The organism is Kitasatospora sp. NPDC043950, assembly GCF_056435345.1.
Map to the genome: position 1 here is coordinate 89,727 of NZ_JBWKER010000034.1, position 14,280 is coordinate 104,006.

At 76.5% G+C, this 14,280-nt stretch carries 12 protein-coding genes; 7 read left to right on the top strand and 5 right to left on the bottom strand.

Translation table 11 applies throughout. The features are described 5' to 3' along the window. Positions 1-104: 104 nt before the first annotated feature. Positions 105-968, bottom strand: coding sequence for an alpha/beta fold hydrolase (locus AC07BF_RS23080; RefSeq protein WP_363630939.1), 864 nt, complete (start codon positions 966-968; stop codon positions 105-107). 48 nt (positions 969-1,016) lie between these two features. Between AC07BF_RS23080 and AC07BF_RS23085 the strand changes: the two genes are divergently transcribed. The 3 genes from AC07BF_RS23085 (at position 1,017) to AC07BF_RS23095 (ending at position 3,941) form a co-directional block, all read left to right on the top strand. After that, entirely contained in the window at positions 1,017-1,655 is a 639-nt protein-coding gene (locus AC07BF_RS23085) for a TetR/AcrR family transcriptional regulator (protein WP_363586786.1), read from the top strand. A 209-nt stretch (positions 1,656-1,864) separates the two neighbouring features. After that, positions 1,865-2,674 (top strand): PLL family lectin, encoded by an 810-nt coding sequence (locus AC07BF_RS23090; RefSeq protein WP_363586785.1) that lies wholly within the window; start codon positions 1,865-1,867, stop codon positions 2,672-2,674. A 157-nt stretch (positions 2,675-2,831) separates the two neighbouring features. Beyond that, complete coding sequence (locus tag AC07BF_RS23095) at positions 2,832-3,941, top strand: PP2C family protein-serine/threonine phosphatase (RefSeq protein WP_363586784.1); 1,110 nt, start codon at positions 2,832-2,834, stop codon at positions 3,939-3,941. Between the two features lie 27 nt (positions 3,942-3,968). On the opposite strand, the gene AC07BF_RS23100 is transcribed toward AC07BF_RS23095, so the two are convergent. The 3 genes from AC07BF_RS23100 to AC07BF_RS23110 all read right to left on the bottom strand — a co-directional run bounded on the left by AC07BF_RS23100 (position 3,969) and on the right by AC07BF_RS23110 (position 7,944). Continuing rightward, positions 3,969-4,796 carry an alpha/beta fold hydrolase gene (locus tag AC07BF_RS23100; RefSeq protein WP_363586783.1) on the bottom strand — a complete coding sequence of 276 codons (828 nt, stop codon included), beginning with the start codon at positions 4,794-4,796 and terminating at the stop codon, positions 3,969-3,971. A gap of 238 nt (positions 4,797-5,034) precedes the next feature. Beyond that, positions 5,035-6,357, bottom strand: a complete 1,323-nt coding sequence (locus tag AC07BF_RS23105) for a cryptochrome/photolyase family protein (protein ID WP_363586782.1) — start codon at positions 6,355-6,357, stop codon at positions 5,035-5,037. Positions 6,358-6,450: 93 nt separating this feature from the next. Then, positions 6,451-7,944 carry an SDR family oxidoreductase gene (locus tag AC07BF_RS23110; RefSeq protein WP_363586781.1) on the bottom strand — a complete coding sequence of 498 codons (1,494 nt, stop codon included), beginning with the start codon at positions 7,942-7,944 and terminating at the stop codon, positions 6,451-6,453. Positions 7,945-8,313: 369 nt separating this feature from the next. On the opposite strand from AC07BF_RS23110, the gene sigK reads away from it, so the two are divergent. The 4 genes from sigK to AC07BF_RS23130 all read left to right on the top strand — a co-directional run bounded on the left by sigK (position 8,314) and on the right by AC07BF_RS23130 (position 12,316). Then, positions 8,314-8,898 carry an ECF RNA polymerase sigma factor SigK gene (sigK, locus tag AC07BF_RS23115; RefSeq protein ID WP_363586779.1) on the top strand — a complete coding sequence of 195 codons (585 nt, stop codon included), beginning with the start codon at positions 8,314-8,316 and terminating at the stop codon, positions 8,896-8,898. Further along, positions 8,895-9,644, top strand: a complete 750-nt coding sequence (locus tag AC07BF_RS23120; protein WP_363586778.1) for an anti-sigma factor — start codon at positions 8,895-8,897, stop codon at positions 9,642-9,644. The genes sigK and AC07BF_RS23120 overlap by 4 nt, the downstream gene beginning before the upstream one ends. A 307-nt stretch (positions 9,645-9,951) precedes the next feature. Beyond that, the gene (locus tag AC07BF_RS23125) at positions 9,952-11,571 is read left to right on the top strand and encodes a molybdopterin-dependent oxidoreductase (RefSeq protein WP_478317866.1); all 1,620 of its coding nucleotides are present in this window, start codon (positions 9,952-9,954) and stop codon (positions 11,569-11,571) included. Between the two features lie 73 nt (positions 11,572-11,644). Beyond that, positions 11,645-12,316, top strand: a complete 672-nt coding sequence (locus AC07BF_RS23130) for a fasciclin domain-containing protein (RefSeq protein ID WP_478317865.1) — start codon at positions 11,645-11,647, stop codon at positions 12,314-12,316. 604 nt (positions 12,317-12,920) lie between these two features. Here the strand turns inward: AC07BF_RS23130 and AC07BF_RS23135 are convergent. Beyond that, complete coding sequence (locus AC07BF_RS23135) at positions 12,921-13,958, bottom strand: MerR family transcriptional regulator (RefSeq protein WP_400986835.1); 1,038 nt, start codon at positions 13,956-13,958, stop codon at positions 12,921-12,923. Between the last annotated feature and the right edge of the window lie 322 nt (positions 13,959-14,280).

Consider the following 14,280-nt stretch of genomic DNA (forward strand, 5'->3'; position numbering starts at 1 on the left):
GAACTCGGCGCGCAGCCGGGTGCGGGTGCGGGTGCGACGGGCCTCGGCGGGGGCGGGGCAGGGGCTCGGCGGGGTGCGGGAGCCCCCTGGGCCGGCCGGTGGCGCTACCGCCCGGCGGGGTGCAGGACGCGGTCGGCCACCAGGTCCGGCCGGTCGGTCGGCAGGGCGTGGCCGGCGCCGGGCACGATCTCCGTCCGGGCCGAGGGCACGAGGCGGCCGAGGCGCTCGGCGACCGCGTGCGCGTCGTGCATGGCGCTGCGCTCCCCGAGCAGGAACAGTGCGGGGACGTCCAGGCGGCGCAGTTCCTCGTCGGACAGGACCGGGGGCACCGGGAGCGCGCGGCGGAACCCCATCGACGCGCGCATCAGGGCCATCAGTTCGGTCTCCAGGATGGCGCTGTTGCCGACCAGGCGGGCCAGCCGGGGGCGCAGCGCTCGCGGCGCGGTGGCGGCGAGGCCGCCGGCGATCACCCAGGCGTAGAAGCGGGCGCCGATGTCGGCGAAGCCGGCCGGGTCCACCAGGGTGAGGGAGGCGACCCGCCCGGGGTGGTGGATCTGGTGGTGGAGCGCCAGCCAGCCGCCGTAGGAGCAGCCGACGACCTGGGCGTCCGTCACCTCCAGTGCGGCCAGGAGTTCGTCCAGCCAGGCGGCCGCGTCCCGGCCGTCGGCGATCGGGGCGCTCTGCACGCTCGCGCCCGGTTCGCCGACCGTGTCGACGGCGATGACCGGGCGGTGGCGGGCCAGCGTGTCGATGTAGCGGTGCCACATCAGTGCGTTTCCGCCCGAGCCGGGCAGCAGCACGATCGGCTCGCCGTGCTGCGGGCCGGTCCGGTAGACGCGGGTGGTCCCGAACGCGGTCGGGAGGTCCAGCGCCGTCCGCGGCCCGGGCCACAGTTCCGTCAGGGCCCGCTCGTAGGCGGCGCGAAACCGGTCCCCGGCCTGGTCGTTCTTGAACTGGCTGATTCGCATGATACATGTGTATCACGGCATGATACGGGTGTACCAGGGAGGTCGTTCATGAACGCGCGGGTCGATCACGAGGAACGCCGGCGGCAGATCGCCGAAGCGCTGCTGCGCATCGCCGACACCCAGGGGCTGCAGGCGGCCAGCATGCGGGCGGTCGCCACCGAGGCGGGCGTCTCCCTGCGGCTGGTGCAGTACTACTTCACGACCAAGGAGGGGCTGCTGCTGGACGCGCTGGAGCGGCTCGGCGCCCAGCTCCAGACCCGCATGGCGACGTGGATCACCGAGGCCGCCACCCCGTCCACGCCGCGCGGCCTGGTGACCGCGGTCCTGTCCAGCATCCTGCCCACCGACCCGGAGAGCCGCCGGATCACCCGCACCTACGCCGCGTACTACACGCTGGTGCTCAGCGATCCCGCGCTGGTGGAGAAGCACGGGACGCCCCAGCCCGACCTGCTGGAGGGCTTCCTCGCCAAGCAGGTCCGCGCGGCCCAGCAGGCCGGGCAGATCGACCCCGCCAGGGACCCGGAGATGACCGCCGCCGGGCTGCTGGCCATGGTCAACGGCCTCGGCTCCAGCGTGCTCGGCGGCCAGCGCACCGGCGACGCCGCGCTGGCGATCCTCACCCACCACCTGGACGAGCTGTTCCGCGGCCGTCCCCGCGGTGACGCCCCGGACCTGCCGGCCGCCTGACCAGTCGACCCCCGGACCGGCCGGCCTTCCCCCGCCGCCGGGGGCGGGCCGCCGTTCGGCCGGATCCCGTCCGGCCGCCCCGCAGGCGCCCTGTCCGCCCCGCCGCCGGTGCACGAGAATGTGCCGGTCCCGCGCGAGGGGCTGGCGAAGCGGCCAACTCCCGTACCGGGCACTCCTTTTCCGTTACCGAATGGGGAGGTTCACCGACCATGTACAGGAGACTTCCGCAAGCCGTGCTGTCGGGTGTGCTGGTCGTGGCCTTCGCGGGGACGACCGCGTGGGCCACGACGACCACGGCGGGCACGGCCCCCGCGCCGGGCGTCGCCGCCGGGTGCGGGGCCGACGCGACCGCCCAGGGCCTGGCCAGTACCGCCCTCCCGAACACCCTGCTGGAGACGCCGCGCTCCGACGGGCGGACCGAACAGTTCCAGCAGTTCTACGACAGTTCGGCAGCCTCCCTCCTGCCCTTCGTCTGGCACCGCTCCCAGGAAGCGCCCGGGGGCGCCTACAGCGGCTGGGAGCGCGTCAGCGCCACCCCCGTGGGCCCGAAGCTGTACCAGGTGAGCGCCGTCGAGAACAGCGTCGGCGCCCTGGAGGTGTTCTTCGCCTCCTACGGCGGCTTCTGCCACACCGTCCTGCCCGCGCCCGGCGACTCCTGGACCCCGACCGAGAACTTCGAGCTGTCACCGCCGCCCTACCACGGCGGGCTCACGCTCTTCAGGGAACGCGACGGCCGGCTGCACGCCTTCGCCTCCGGCGCCGACACGAACGCGGCCATGGAGGTGCGCAGCCAGGACGGCGACGCCCGGGACTCCTGGGGCCCGGTGCGCCGGCTGCCCCGGCTGCCGGACCCCAACGCGGGCCTGGGCGCGCCGTCCTCGGTCGTCCAACTGCCGGACGGGCGGCTGCGGGTGACCGTCCGCGAGTGGAACCGCGACCGCTCCTGGCGGACCACCGAGGCGGACCGGTTCGTCTCCTGGGAACCGTGGCAGCTCTGCGCGGACAGCACCTGCGCCTGACGGCCGGGCGGCGGGCAGTCTGACGGCCGGGCCCGGGCAGGCGCTCCCGAGCGGGCACCGACCCGGGCGCTCGCCCGTCCGGGCGGGCTGCGCTGGCGGCCGGGTGGGGCCGCCGGTATGCCTGGGGGGACGGCGAGGCGGCGGAGAGGACGGCGGGGTGGGCGGCGCGGACGGGGACGGGAGCGGGGAGCGGGACGGCGGGGGGACGCGGGCGCCGGGCAACCGGGCGGTGGTGCTGGGGGTGCTGGCCTCCACCGCGGTGGTGCTGCTCGCCCAGGCGGCGAGCGGCACCAGCGCCCGGCTGGTGCTGCTGCTGGTGTTCCTGCCGGCCCTGCTGGCGGGGCTGGGCACCGTCGCGCAGACGGTCGCGGCCTCGGTGTGGGTGGCCGGGGTGGTGGCGGTCAGCACGGTGCTGTTCCCGCCGTCCTCGCTGGCCGCCCGGGTGGGCACCCTGGTGGGGGTGGTCGGCGCCGAGGCGGCCGTGGTCGGGCTGTGCGCGCGCCGGGTACGGCGCGAGCGGGAGCTGTTCCGGATGCGGCAGACCGCCGTCGCCCTGCAACGCCAGCTGCTGCGCCCGCTGCCGGTGCTCACCCCCGACGTCCAGCTGTACGGGCTGTACCGGCCGGTGGAGGAGGACGCCCTGGTCGGCGGCGACCTGTACGACGTCGCCGACACCCCGTACGGCACCCGGGTGCTGGTGGGCGACGTGCAGGGCAAGGGCCTGCCGGCGATCGGCGCGGGCTTCGCGGTGCTGAGCGCCTTCCGGGAGGCGGCCTTCCGGGAGCCGGCGCTGACCGGCGTCGCGGACGCCCTGGAGGCGGCGGTGGAACGGCACAACGCGTACGCGTTACAGGGCGGCGAGAGCGAGCGCTTCGTCACCGCGACCGTGCTGGGCGTGGAGCGCGGCGCGGACGTGCAGGCCGTCAACTGCGGCCACCTCGCCCCCTACCTGCTGCACGGCGGCCGGGTCGAGGCCGTGCCGCTGCCGGCCGGGGTGCCGCTCGGGCTGGCGGAGCTGACCGACGAGGTGCGCACCGTCCGGTGGTTCGCGCTGCCCGAGGACGGCGTGCTGGTGCTGCTCACCGACGGGATCACCGAGGCCCAGGACGCCACCGGCGCGTTCTACCCCGTCGAGCGGGGCCTGGCCGCCCTCGCCGCCGCCCCCGCCTCCCTGCTGCCCGAGGCCCTGGACCGCGAGGCCCGCCGCTGGAGCGGGGGCCGCAGCCGCGACGACGTCACGGCACTGTCCCTGCGCCGCGCGCCCTGAGGCTGCCGGGGTTCCCCCGAAGCGCCCTCACCGCTTCAGGAACTCCAGCAGGTCAGCGTTGAAGCGCTCCTTGTCGCCGGGGACCATCGCGATGCCGTGCGAGCCGTTCTCGTACACCTTCAGGACGGCGCCGGGGATGATCCGGGCGGCCCGGCGGGCGGTGGCCTCGACGGGGACGATCCGGTCGTCGTCGCCGTGCACGATCAGGGTGGGGATGTCGAACCCGGCCAGGTCCTCGTGGAAGTCGGTGTAGCCGAAGGCGTCCACGCAGTCGACGCCGCCCTCGATGGTCTGGTGCATCGCCATGAACCAGAAGGCGTCCCGGTTGCCCTGGGTGGCGCGGGAGCCGGGGCGGTCGGCGGAGAAGAAGTCGACGGAGGTGTCCTTCCAGAACTGGGAGCGCTCGGTGAGGATGCCGGCCTTGAGGTCGTCGAAGACGGTGCCGGGCACGCCGTGCGGGTTGTCGGGGCCCTGGAGCATGGACGGGGTGATCGCCGACAGCAGGACGGCGGAGCGGATCCGCCCGGTGCCGTGGCGGCCGATGTAGCGGGCGAGCTCGCCGCCGCCCATGGAGTGGGCCACCAGGGTGACATCGCGCAGGTCGAGCCCGGTGAGCAGGCTGTCGAGGTCGTCGGCGAAGGTGTCGAAGTCGTAGCCGCCGTAGACCGGGGCGGAACGGCCGTGGCCGCGCCGGTCGTGGGCGATGGCCCGCAGGCCGGCGTCCGCGACGGCCTTCAGCTGGTCCTGCCAGGCGTCGCCGTTGAGCGGCCAGCCGTGGATGAACACGACGGGGCGTCCGCTGCCCCAGTCCTGGTAGAAGATCTCGACGCCGTCGCGGGTCCTGGAGATGGGCATGCTCCTGCTCCTTCGGGTGGTGCGCCGGGGGTGGGGTGGCCTGCCGGGGTGACCTGCCGGGGGCGGCCTGCCCGGGGCCTGCCGGGCCGCAGGTTCATCCAACGGGAGGCGGGTGGGGCCCGCATCCCGCGGCGGCCGGGGCCCGCGCGGGAGCGGACGCGGCGCTACGCCGTTCGGATGAGTTCGGGCGAGGGCGGGCGAGTTCGGGTGAGGACGGACGAGTTCGGGCGAGGGCGGTTCAGCCGCTCTCGCGCAGGCGGGTGCCGAGGGCGTCGGGGGGCAGCAGGGGCGCCGGGTAGCCGGCCGGGGGCTCGGCCAGCTCCCAGGGGCGGTGGACGGCGCGGGCGGGCAGGTGGGCGAGCTCGGGGACCCAGCGGCGCACGTAGGCGCCGTCGGGGTCGTAGCGGTCGGCCTGGCGCAGCGGATTGAGGACGCGGTTGGGGCGGGTGTCGGTGCCGGTGCCGGCGACCCACTGCCAGTTGAGCTGGTTGTTGGCGAGGTCGCCGTCGACGAGCAGGGCGAGGAAGTGGGCGGCGCCGGGGCGCCAGTGGTGGCGCAGGCTCTTGGTGAGGAAGGAGGCGGTGAGCAGGCGGGCCCGGTTGTGCATCCAGCCCTCGTGGGCGAGTTGGCGCAGGCCGGCGTCGACGATCGGGTAGCCGGTGCGGCCCTCGCGCCAGGCCTGGAGCTCGCGTTCGTCGTCGTACCAGCGGACGGGGCGGGGGCGGTAGTCGGCGTGGGCGGCGTCAGGGCGGGCCGCGAGGACCTGGTGGTGGAAGTCGCGCCAGGCGAGCTGGCGCACCAGCGCGGCCGCGCCGGGGGTGTCGGACTTCCCGGCGCGGTGGGCGAGTTCGGTGGCGGACAGGCAGCCGAAGTGCAGGTACGGCGAGAGGCGGGAGGTGGCGTCGGCGGCGAGGTCGTCGTGCAACTGCTCGTAGGCGTCCGGGTTCCAGGCGCGCAGGCGGCGGCGGGCGGCGCTCTCGCCGCCGGGGGCGCGGCCCGGGGAGGTGCCGGCGGGGGCGGCGGGCAGCGGGGCGCTCGCGGGGCCGTCGGGGGTGGCGAGGGTGCGCGGGGCGGGCAGGACGGTGCGCCGGGGTGCCTGCTGCCAGGCGCGGTGGTAGGGAGTGAAGACGGCGTAGTGATCGCGCCCGGCCGGGGTGACGAGGCCGGCGGGGACGATGGTGAGCGCGGCGTCGTGCAGGTGCAGGCGCTCGCCGAGGGCGCGGCGCAGGGCGTGTTCGCGGCGGGTGGCGAAGGCGGAGACGCCGGCGTTGGTGTGGACGGTGTCGGCGCCGCACTCGGCGGCCAGGCGGGCGGCCTGTTCGACGGGGTCGCCGTGGCGCAGGACCAGGCGGGAGCCGGCGGCGCGCAGCGCCCGGTCGAGGTCGGCGAGGCTCTCGGCGAGGAAGGCCTGCCGGTTGGGGGCGGCGAAGCCGGCCCGGGCGATGGCCGGGTCGAGGACGAACAGGGGGACGACCTGGTCGGCGCGGGTGCGGGCGGCGTGCAGGGCGGGGTTGTCGTGCAGGCGCAGGTCCTGGGTGAACAGGACGACGGCGGTGCTCATCGGGGGCCTCGTGCGGTGGGGTGCGGGTACGGCGGCGGGTGTCGGGCGGCGGGTCGGGGTGGGGGTGTCAGCCGGCGGGTCGGGGTGGGGGTGTCAGCCGGCGGGTCGGGCGCGTTCGGTGATGTTGCGGGCCATGGCGCCGAACACCAGGGCGTGGAAGGGCGCCACCGACCACCAGTAGAGGTGGCCGGCCAGTCCGTGCGGGTGGAACAGCGCCCGCTGCTGGTAGAGCGCGCCGCCGGCGCCGTCGGGTGTCACGCGCAGTTCGAGCCAGGCCAGGCCCGGCAGGCGCATCTCGGCGCGCAGCCGCAGCAGGTGTCCGGGTTCGATCTCCTCGACCCGCCAGAAGTCGAGCGCGTCGCCGACCCGCAGCCGGTGGCGGTCGCGGCGGCCGCGGCGCAGGCCGACGCCGCCGGCCAGGCGGTCCAGGCGTCCGCGCAGGGCCCAGGCCAGCGGCAGGGAGTACCAGCCGTTCTCGCCGCCGACGCCCTCCACCACCCGCCACAGCGCGGCCGGGTCGGCGGCCACCCGGCGCCGGCGCAGGTCCTGGTAGAGGCTGCCGCCGGCCCAGTCGGGGTCGGTGGGCAGCGGGTCGCTGGGCGCGCCGGGCAGGGAGGCGGAGGACCAGCGGGTGGAGACCTGGGCGTCGCGGATGCGCCGCAGGGCCAGTTCCACGGCCCGGTCGAAGCCGGTCAGGCCCTCGGGCGGGTCGGGGATCCAGCGGGCGATGTCGTGTTCGCGGCACACCACCTCGTGGCGCAGCGACTCCACCAGCGGTCGGGCGAGCGAGCCCGGTACGGGGGTGACCAGGCCCACCCAGTGGCTGGACAGGCGCGGGGAGAGCACGGGCACCGGCACGATCAGGCGCCGGGGCAGGTCGGCGACCTCGGCGTAGTGGCGCATCATCAGCCGGTAGGTGAGCACGTCGGGCCCGCCGATGTCGAAGGTGCGGTCGACCTCGGGGGGCAGGGCGGCGGCGCCGACCAGGTAGCGCAGCACGTCGCGTACGGCGATCGGCTGGATGCGGGTGTCGACCCAGCGGGGGGTGACCATCGCCGGGAGCCGTTCGGTCAGGTGGCGCAGCATCTCGAAGGAGGCCGAGCCGGAGCCGATGATCACCGCGGCCCGCAGTTCGGCGGTGGGGACGCCGCCCGTGCGCAGGGCGCGCCCCACTTCGGCGCGCGAGCGCAGGTGGGCCGACAGGTGCGGTTCGGGGACCCCGGCGGGCAGCAGTCCGCCGAGGTAGACGATGCGCCGGGTGCCGGCGGCGGCGGCCGCCTCGGCGAAGGTCTCGGCGGCCTGCCGGTCCCGGGTCTCGAAGCCGGGCCCGGTACCCAGGGAGTGGACCAGGTAGTAGGCGGCGTCGATGCCGTCGAAGGCCGCGGGCAGGGACTCGGCGCGGGTGACGTCCCCGGTGACGGCCTCCACGTCGGCCCGCCAGGGCTGGTCCCGCAGCCGGAGCGGGTCGCGGACCAGGCAGCGCACCCGGTACCCGGCGGCGAGCAGTTCGGGCACCAGGCGCCCGCCGATGTAGCCGGTGGCGCCGGTGACCAGGCAGTGCGGGCGCGTCCGGGTCGGCTCGTCCACCTGCGGCTCCTCTCGTGCGGGCGGGTGCGCCCCCCGTGCCCCGCCAGGCGCGGGGGGCGCTGCCGGGGTGTTCGGAGCGGACGCGGCCGGGGGTTGGACACGGCCGGGGATTCGAGTCTTCCAGGGGTCTCCTGCGGGCGCCTGGGCGTGCGCGCGGGGGGGGCCGGGAATCCGGGCGTGCGCGGGGGCCGGGAATCCGGTGTCCTTGGCGGGCAATCCGCGCCAGGTGCGGCTTCGAACGCCTGACGTCGCCGTGTTCCGTCGGCCCTGCCGGGTGTCCGCCCGGCCGGGATTCCCTGGAGGTCGTGCCATGCCCACCGTCCACTGGCCGGGGCCGTCGCCCGTGTGTTGCGAGCGCGAGGCGGCCGGATGAGTACGGTCGTTCACCTGTCCGGGCCGGGGCGTCCGGGCTCCGACCTCAAGGAGTTGCTGAGCAGGACCGCGCGCGGCGACCGGGAGGCGTTCGGTCGGCTGTACGACGCGGTGGCGGGCCCGGTGCTGGGGCTGGTCCGCCGGGTGCTGCGGGATCCGGCGCAGTCCGAGGAGGTCGCGCAGGAGGTGATGCTGGAGGTGTGGCGCACCTGCGCCCGCTACCGGCCCGAGCGCGGGGAGGTGCTGGCGTGGGTGCTGACCATCGCCCACCGCCGCGCCGTGGACCGGGTGCGGGCGGCGCAGGCGTCCGCCGACCGCGACCGGCGGGCCGCCGCCGCCTCGCACGCGCCGGCGTTCGACGAGGTCGCCGAGCAGGTCGAGGGGCGGCTGGAACGCGAGCAGGTGCGGCGCTGCCTGAAGGGGCTGACCGAGCTGCAGCGGGAGTCGATCACGCTGGCCTACTACCGCGGGTACACCTACCCGCAGGTCGCCGAACTGCTCGGCACCCCGCTGGGCACCGTCAAGACCCGGATGCGCGACGCGCTGATCCGGCTGCGCGACTGCCTGGGGGTGGGAGCATGAGCGGCGCCGACCTGCACACGCTGACCGGCGCCTACGCCGCGCACGCCCTCGACGCGGACGAGCGCGCGCAGTTCGAGCGCCACCTGGCGCAGTGTCCGGCCTGCGCCCGGGAGGTGGCCGAGTTCACGGCGACGCTGGCCAGGCTGGGCGCCGCGCAGGCCGTCGCGGTGTCCGGGGAGCTGAAGTCGCGGGTGATGGGCGCCCTGGACACCGTCCGGCAGGAGGCCCCGCGCGCCGCGGCCGGACCCGACGGTGCCCGGCGCCCCGGGCGGCTCGCCCGCGGCTGGCCGCGGCTGGCGCTGGCGGCCTGTCTGGCGGCGGCCGCGGCCCTCGGCGGCGTGGCCGTCCAGCAGCACCGGGAGGCGGACCGGGCCAGGGCCCTCGCCGCCGCGCTGCAGCGGCACCAGGACCAGGTCACCGGGCTGCTGGCGGCACCCGACGCCCGGCGGGCGAGCGGCCCGGCGGCCGGCGGCACCGGCACCGGGGCGGTGGTCTGGTCGCACGACAAGGGCCGGGCCGTCCTCCTGGCCTCCGGCCTGCCCGCCCCGGCGGACGGCACGGCGTACGAGCTGTGGTTCGACGACGGCGCCGCGATGCGCCCGGCGGGGCTGATGCCCCGGGGCGACGGCGCGTTCCTGCTGGACGGCCCCCTGGACGGTGCGCGCGGTATCGGGGTCACGGTGGAGCCCTCGGCCGGCTCCGCGCACCCCACGGGGGCGCCGGTCCTGCTGATCCCGTTCACCTGAGCGGGAGGGCCGGGCCGGGCCGGGCGGCTGGCCCGGCGGAAGGCCGGGTCGGGCCGGGGCCAGGAGACCGTGAGGGTGCCGCTCAAGGGCGCCCCGGACGTCCCCGGGCGCCCTTGAGCGGCCTCGGCCCGGGGCGCCGGGGCCGGGTCTCCCGGCGGTCCGGCCCGTTCCGCAGCCCGTTCCGCAGCCCGTCTGCGGCCCGTCCGCGGCCCTCAACCCTGGCCGGGCGGTGTCACCCGGCCAGAGCAATGTCACCCGATCGGGGGGTATCCGGACTCGCACCCATCCGGTGGAGCCGGACCGCCGAATGAGGACCGTGACCGATGAGACGAGCAGCAGCCCGCCGGGCGCCCTCCCCCGAGCACGCACCCGTGCCGCCGGGCCGGCCGTGGCGGCGCTGTGCGGGCTGGCGGCCGCCGCCGCGGCCGTGGGAGCCGGTGAGGCGGCGGCGGCGTTCACCCGCCCCCAGGCCTCACCGGTGGTGGCGATCGGCTCGGCGGCGATCGACCTCGCGCCCACCGCCGTCAAGACGTGGGCGGTCCAGCGGTTCGGCACTGGCGACAAGACGGTCCTGCTGGGCGGGATCTACACCGTCATGGGTCTCGCGGCCGCGGCCCTCGGCGTGCTGGCCGTACGCCGTCGCGGCGCGGCCGCCGCCCTGTTCACGGCCTTCGGCGGCCTCGGCGCCTGGGCCGCGCTGGCCCGCCCGCAGGCCCTCCCCACCGACCTGCTGCCCTCCGCCGCCGCGGCCGGCGGCGCGGTCGCCGTGCTGTGGTGGCTGGCCGGACCCGCCCTCTCCCCCGGCCCTTCCCCCGGCCCTTCCCCTTCCCTTGGCTCGGGCCCGGTCCGGCCGGCCGGGCCCGAACGGCGGCGCGTCCTGGCGGCCGGCGCCACGATCGGCACGGCCGCCGCCCTCGGCACGGCCGGACGCGTCCTGTCCGACCGGCGCGGCGACGCCAGCGCGGCCCGCGCCGCCGTCCGCCTGCCGCCGCCGCTGCGCCCGGCTCCACCGCTGCCGCGCGCCGTCGGCGCCACGGTCCCCGGCCTGCCCCCGTTCATCACCCCCACCGCCGACTTCTACCGCGTCGACACCGCCCTGACCCTGCCGCGCATCGACCCGCGCGCCTGGTCGCTGCGGCTGCACGGCCTGGTCGACCGCCCGCTGCTGATCGGCTTCGACGACCTGCTCGCCCTCGGGCTGGAGGAGCTGGACCACACCCTGTCCTGCGTCTCCAACGAGGTCGGCGGCCCCTACGCGGGCACCACCCGCTGGCTCGGCGCCTCGCTGCCCGCCCTGCTGCGCCGCGCCGGCGTCCGCTCCGGCGCCGAGCAGCTCGTCGGCCGCTCGCAGGACGGCATGACGATCGGCACCCCGGTCGAGACGCTCCTCGACGGGCGCCGGGCGCTGCTCGCGGTGGCGATGAACGGCGAGGCGCTGCCCGTCGAACACGGCTTCCCCTGCCGCACGGTGGTGCCCGGCCTCTACGGCTACACCTCGGCCACCAAGTGGCTCGTCGACCTGGAGGTGACCACCTTCGCCGCCCGCGACCCGTACTGGGTGCGGCGCGGCTGGGACCGCACCGGCGAGGTCCGCACCGCCTCGCGGATCGACGTGCCCGCGCCGTTCGCCCGCGTGCCGCCCGGCGACGTGACGGTGGCCGGCACCGCCTGGGCCACCCACCGCGGCATCGCCGCCGTCGAGGTGCGCGTCGACGGCGGGCCCTGGCGGCAGGCCGAACTGGCCGCCGACGCCGGGCCCGACCTGTGGCGCCAGTGGACCCACGCCTGGACCGGCGCCGCCCCCGGGACCCACCGCCTCGAGGCCCGTGCCACCGACGGCACCGGGGCCGTCCAGCCCGCCACCCGCACGCCTCCCCACCCCTCGGGCGCGACGGGCTGGCACAGCGTCGTCGTCACCGTCACCTGACCCCACCTCACGACCTCCCCACCCCTTCGGCATCCGGGATCCGCCCGATGCCACCTGACAGGAGAATCCGTCCATGAACACGACCGTCCTGGTCCGCAAGCCCTTCGCCGCCGTCCTCGCCGCCGGCCTGCTGGCCGCCTCCCTGAGCGCGTGCAGCAGCAGCGGCGAGGCGAAGTCCTCGGACACGGCCAAGAGCACCAGCGCGACCGCCGCGGCCCAGCCGTCCGGTGCCCCGGCTTCCGGTGCCCCGGGCGCCGAGCAGGTGACGGCCGGGCAGCCGTTCGGCACCGCGTGCGCGGCCGTCCCCAAGGACGGGGCCGGCAGCTTCAGCGGCATGGCCAAGGACCCGGTCGCCACCGCCGCCTCCAACAACCCGCTGCTGTCCACCCTGGTCACCGCCGTCAAGCAGGCCGGCCTGGTGGACACCCTCAACTCCGCGAAGAACATCACCGTCTTCGCCCCCACCAACGACGCCTTCGCCAAGCTCCCGAAGAAGGACCTCGACGCCGTCCTCGCCGACAAGGACAAGCTCACCAAGATCCTCACCTACCACGTCGTCCCCCAGCGCCTGGCTCCCGCGGCACTCGCCGGCGGCCACAAGACCCTGGCCGCCGACGACCTCACCGTGACCGGCGCCGCCCCGGACTTCACCGTCAACTCCGCCGCCAAGGTGCTGTGCGGCGACGTCCAGACCGCCAACGCCACCGTCTACATCGTCGACACCGTCCTGATGCCCGCCTCCTGACCCGGCATCAGCCCATGAACCGCGGCCCCCGGCGAACAACCCCCCGGTAGCCGGGGGCCGCACCCCCCACCTCCCGCCCCCGCCTGCTTGCCCACCAGCTGACTATGTAGACCGACCGACATATTCTCCCCACATCCCGCAGGCCCGCCCGTGCACAGGAAGTCGGACCCGCCGACTTCCTGTGCACGGTGGCATGGCGGCACTGCGGCGCTGCGGCCCCCACCAGGGAAATATGTAGACCGACCGGCATATTTCTTCTGGGCCACGATTCCGGCCGCGCGAGAAGTCGGCAGGTCCGACTTCTCGCGTACGCCGAACCGCTCCCATTCCCCAGGCTCTCGCCGCTCCGTGCATGTGCGGCCGAATATGTAGACCGACCGATATATTTTTCCGTTTCGCAGGCCGCCCGCCCGCAGGCCCCGCCGCGTGGCGAAGCCGAGGGCGAGCCACCCCGCACAGGAAGTCGGGCAGGTCGACTTCCTGTGCGCACTGCGGGCGCGATCGAATCTGTAGACCGGTCGGTATATTCACTCCGGAGCCGACGGCGCGAGCCCGCGGGCAAGGCTGTACGGCGCACGTTCCGCGGTTCCGCAGGGGCGGGGGTTCAGCGCAGCAGGTGCTCCAGCTGGTCGAGGGCGGTGGGCAGGTCGCGGGGGCGCAGAGCGCCCGGGGGGCGGCGGGGGCCGGTCCAGCCGGGGCCGGCGGTCAGGACGACGGGACGGGTGCGGGCACCGTGGGGGCCCCAGGTGGTCTCGGCGACACGGCGGGCCAGGGCCCGGTCGGCGGTGCGGGCGACCTGGGACCAGAGCAGGACGGCGGGCGGGCCGGTGCGGCGGACCGCTTCCAGCAGGGCTTCGGTCGGCAGTGCCGGGCCGAACATCCGAAACGGCAGACCCCGTTCGGCCAGCCCCGCAGCCAGCGCCTCCAGCGGCAGGGCATGCAGTTCGGCGGGCATGCCCGCGAGCAGGACGGCCGGACCCTGCGGCGGCTCGACCCGGTCGGCGGCGCGGCGCAGAGCAGCGGCGACGTGCCAGGACAGCAGGTGCTCGACCTCGACGTAGCGCTCGCCCTCGGCGGCCCACTTGCGGCCGGCGGCGCGCAGCGCGGGCATCATCACCTCGGTCCAGGCGGCGACCGGGCCGAGGGTGTCGACGCTGTGTCGCAGGATCCGGGCGAGCTCGGGGGCGTCGAGGCGAACGGCCGCACGGGCCAGCCCCCGGCATTCGGGGCGGACGGTGCCGACGGGCAGGGCGTTCCCGCCACCGGGGGCCGGCCCGCCGGCAGGCGGCCCCGGCGGCTCGGACGGCCCTGACGACCCTGACGCCTCGGAACTCTCTGGCGGCCCGGACGGTCCTGGAGCCTCGGCGGCGAGGGCGAGGCGGGCGGCCTCGGCCGGGGTGACGCCGCGGGCGGTCAGGCGGCACATCTCCGCCAGGACGGCGACGTCCCGAGGGCTCCACTGGCGGTGGCGCCCGGGGTCGCGCCGGGCGGGGCCGATGCCGTAGCGGCGTTCCCAGGAGCGGACGGTGGTCGGGGAAACGCCGAGCATGCGGGCGAGGGCACCGGTGGTCAGGCTGGCCTGGGCCGGCGGCCGGTCGGCGGAGGCAGCCGCGGGGACGGGGACCGGGACGGGGACGGGCACATGCGTGAGCCTATGCGGGGCAGGCCGGGGCAGCGGGCGTCGCGGATGCGGGCGGCAAGCAGGGCTCGTTCCCCGGAAGCCATCGGCGCGCACAGGAAGTCGGACCCGTCGACTTCCTGTGCGCACCACGACCGCGGGTCCGAGCGGAATATGTAGGCCGGTCTAGAGATTCGCCCCCCCGGCGCGCCGAGGACCCCGGCAGGGCAGGCCCGGGCACAGAACCATGCCGCCGGTGGGGGGGGGGGGGGGGGGGGGGGGGGGGGGGTGGGGTCGGGGGGGGAGGGGGGGGGAGGGGGGGGGGGAGGGGGGGGGTCGGGGTGGC

Excerpts from the sequence above, each read along its gene's own strand:
- AC07BF_RS23080 (WP_363630939.1), bottom strand. The coding sequence starts at position 968 with ATGCGAATCAGCCAGTTCAAGAACGACCAGGCCGGGGACCGGTTTCGC.
- AC07BF_RS23105 (WP_363586782.1), bottom strand. The coding sequence starts at position 6,357 with ATGAGCACCGCCGTCGTCCTGTTCACCCAGGACCTGCGCCTGCACGAC.
- AC07BF_RS23130 (WP_478317865.1), top strand. The coding sequence starts at position 11,645 with ATGAACACGACCGTCCTGGTCCGCAAGCCCTTCGCCGCCGTCCTCGCC.
- AC07BF_RS23100 (WP_363586783.1), bottom strand. The coding sequence starts at position 4,796 with ATGCCCATCTCCAGGACCCGCGACGGCGTCGAGATCTTCTACCAGGAC.
- AC07BF_RS23090 (WP_363586785.1), top strand. The coding sequence starts at position 1,865 with ATGTACAGGAGACTTCCGCAAGCCGTGCTGTCGGGTGTGCTGGTCGTG.
- sigK (WP_363586779.1), top strand. The coding sequence starts at position 8,314 with ATGAGTACGGTCGTTCACCTGTCCGGGCCGGGGCGTCCGGGCTCCGAC.
- AC07BF_RS23085 (WP_363586786.1), top strand. The coding sequence starts at position 1,017 with ATGAACGCGCGGGTCGATCACGAGGAACGCCGGCGGCAGATCGCCGAA.
- AC07BF_RS23125 (WP_478317866.1), top strand. The coding sequence starts at position 9,952 with ATGAGGACCGTGACCGATGAGACGAGCAGCAGCCCGCCGGGCGCCCTC.
- AC07BF_RS23120 (WP_363586778.1), top strand. The coding sequence starts at position 8,895 with ATGAGCGGCGCCGACCTGCACACGCTGACCGGCGCCTACGCCGCGCAC.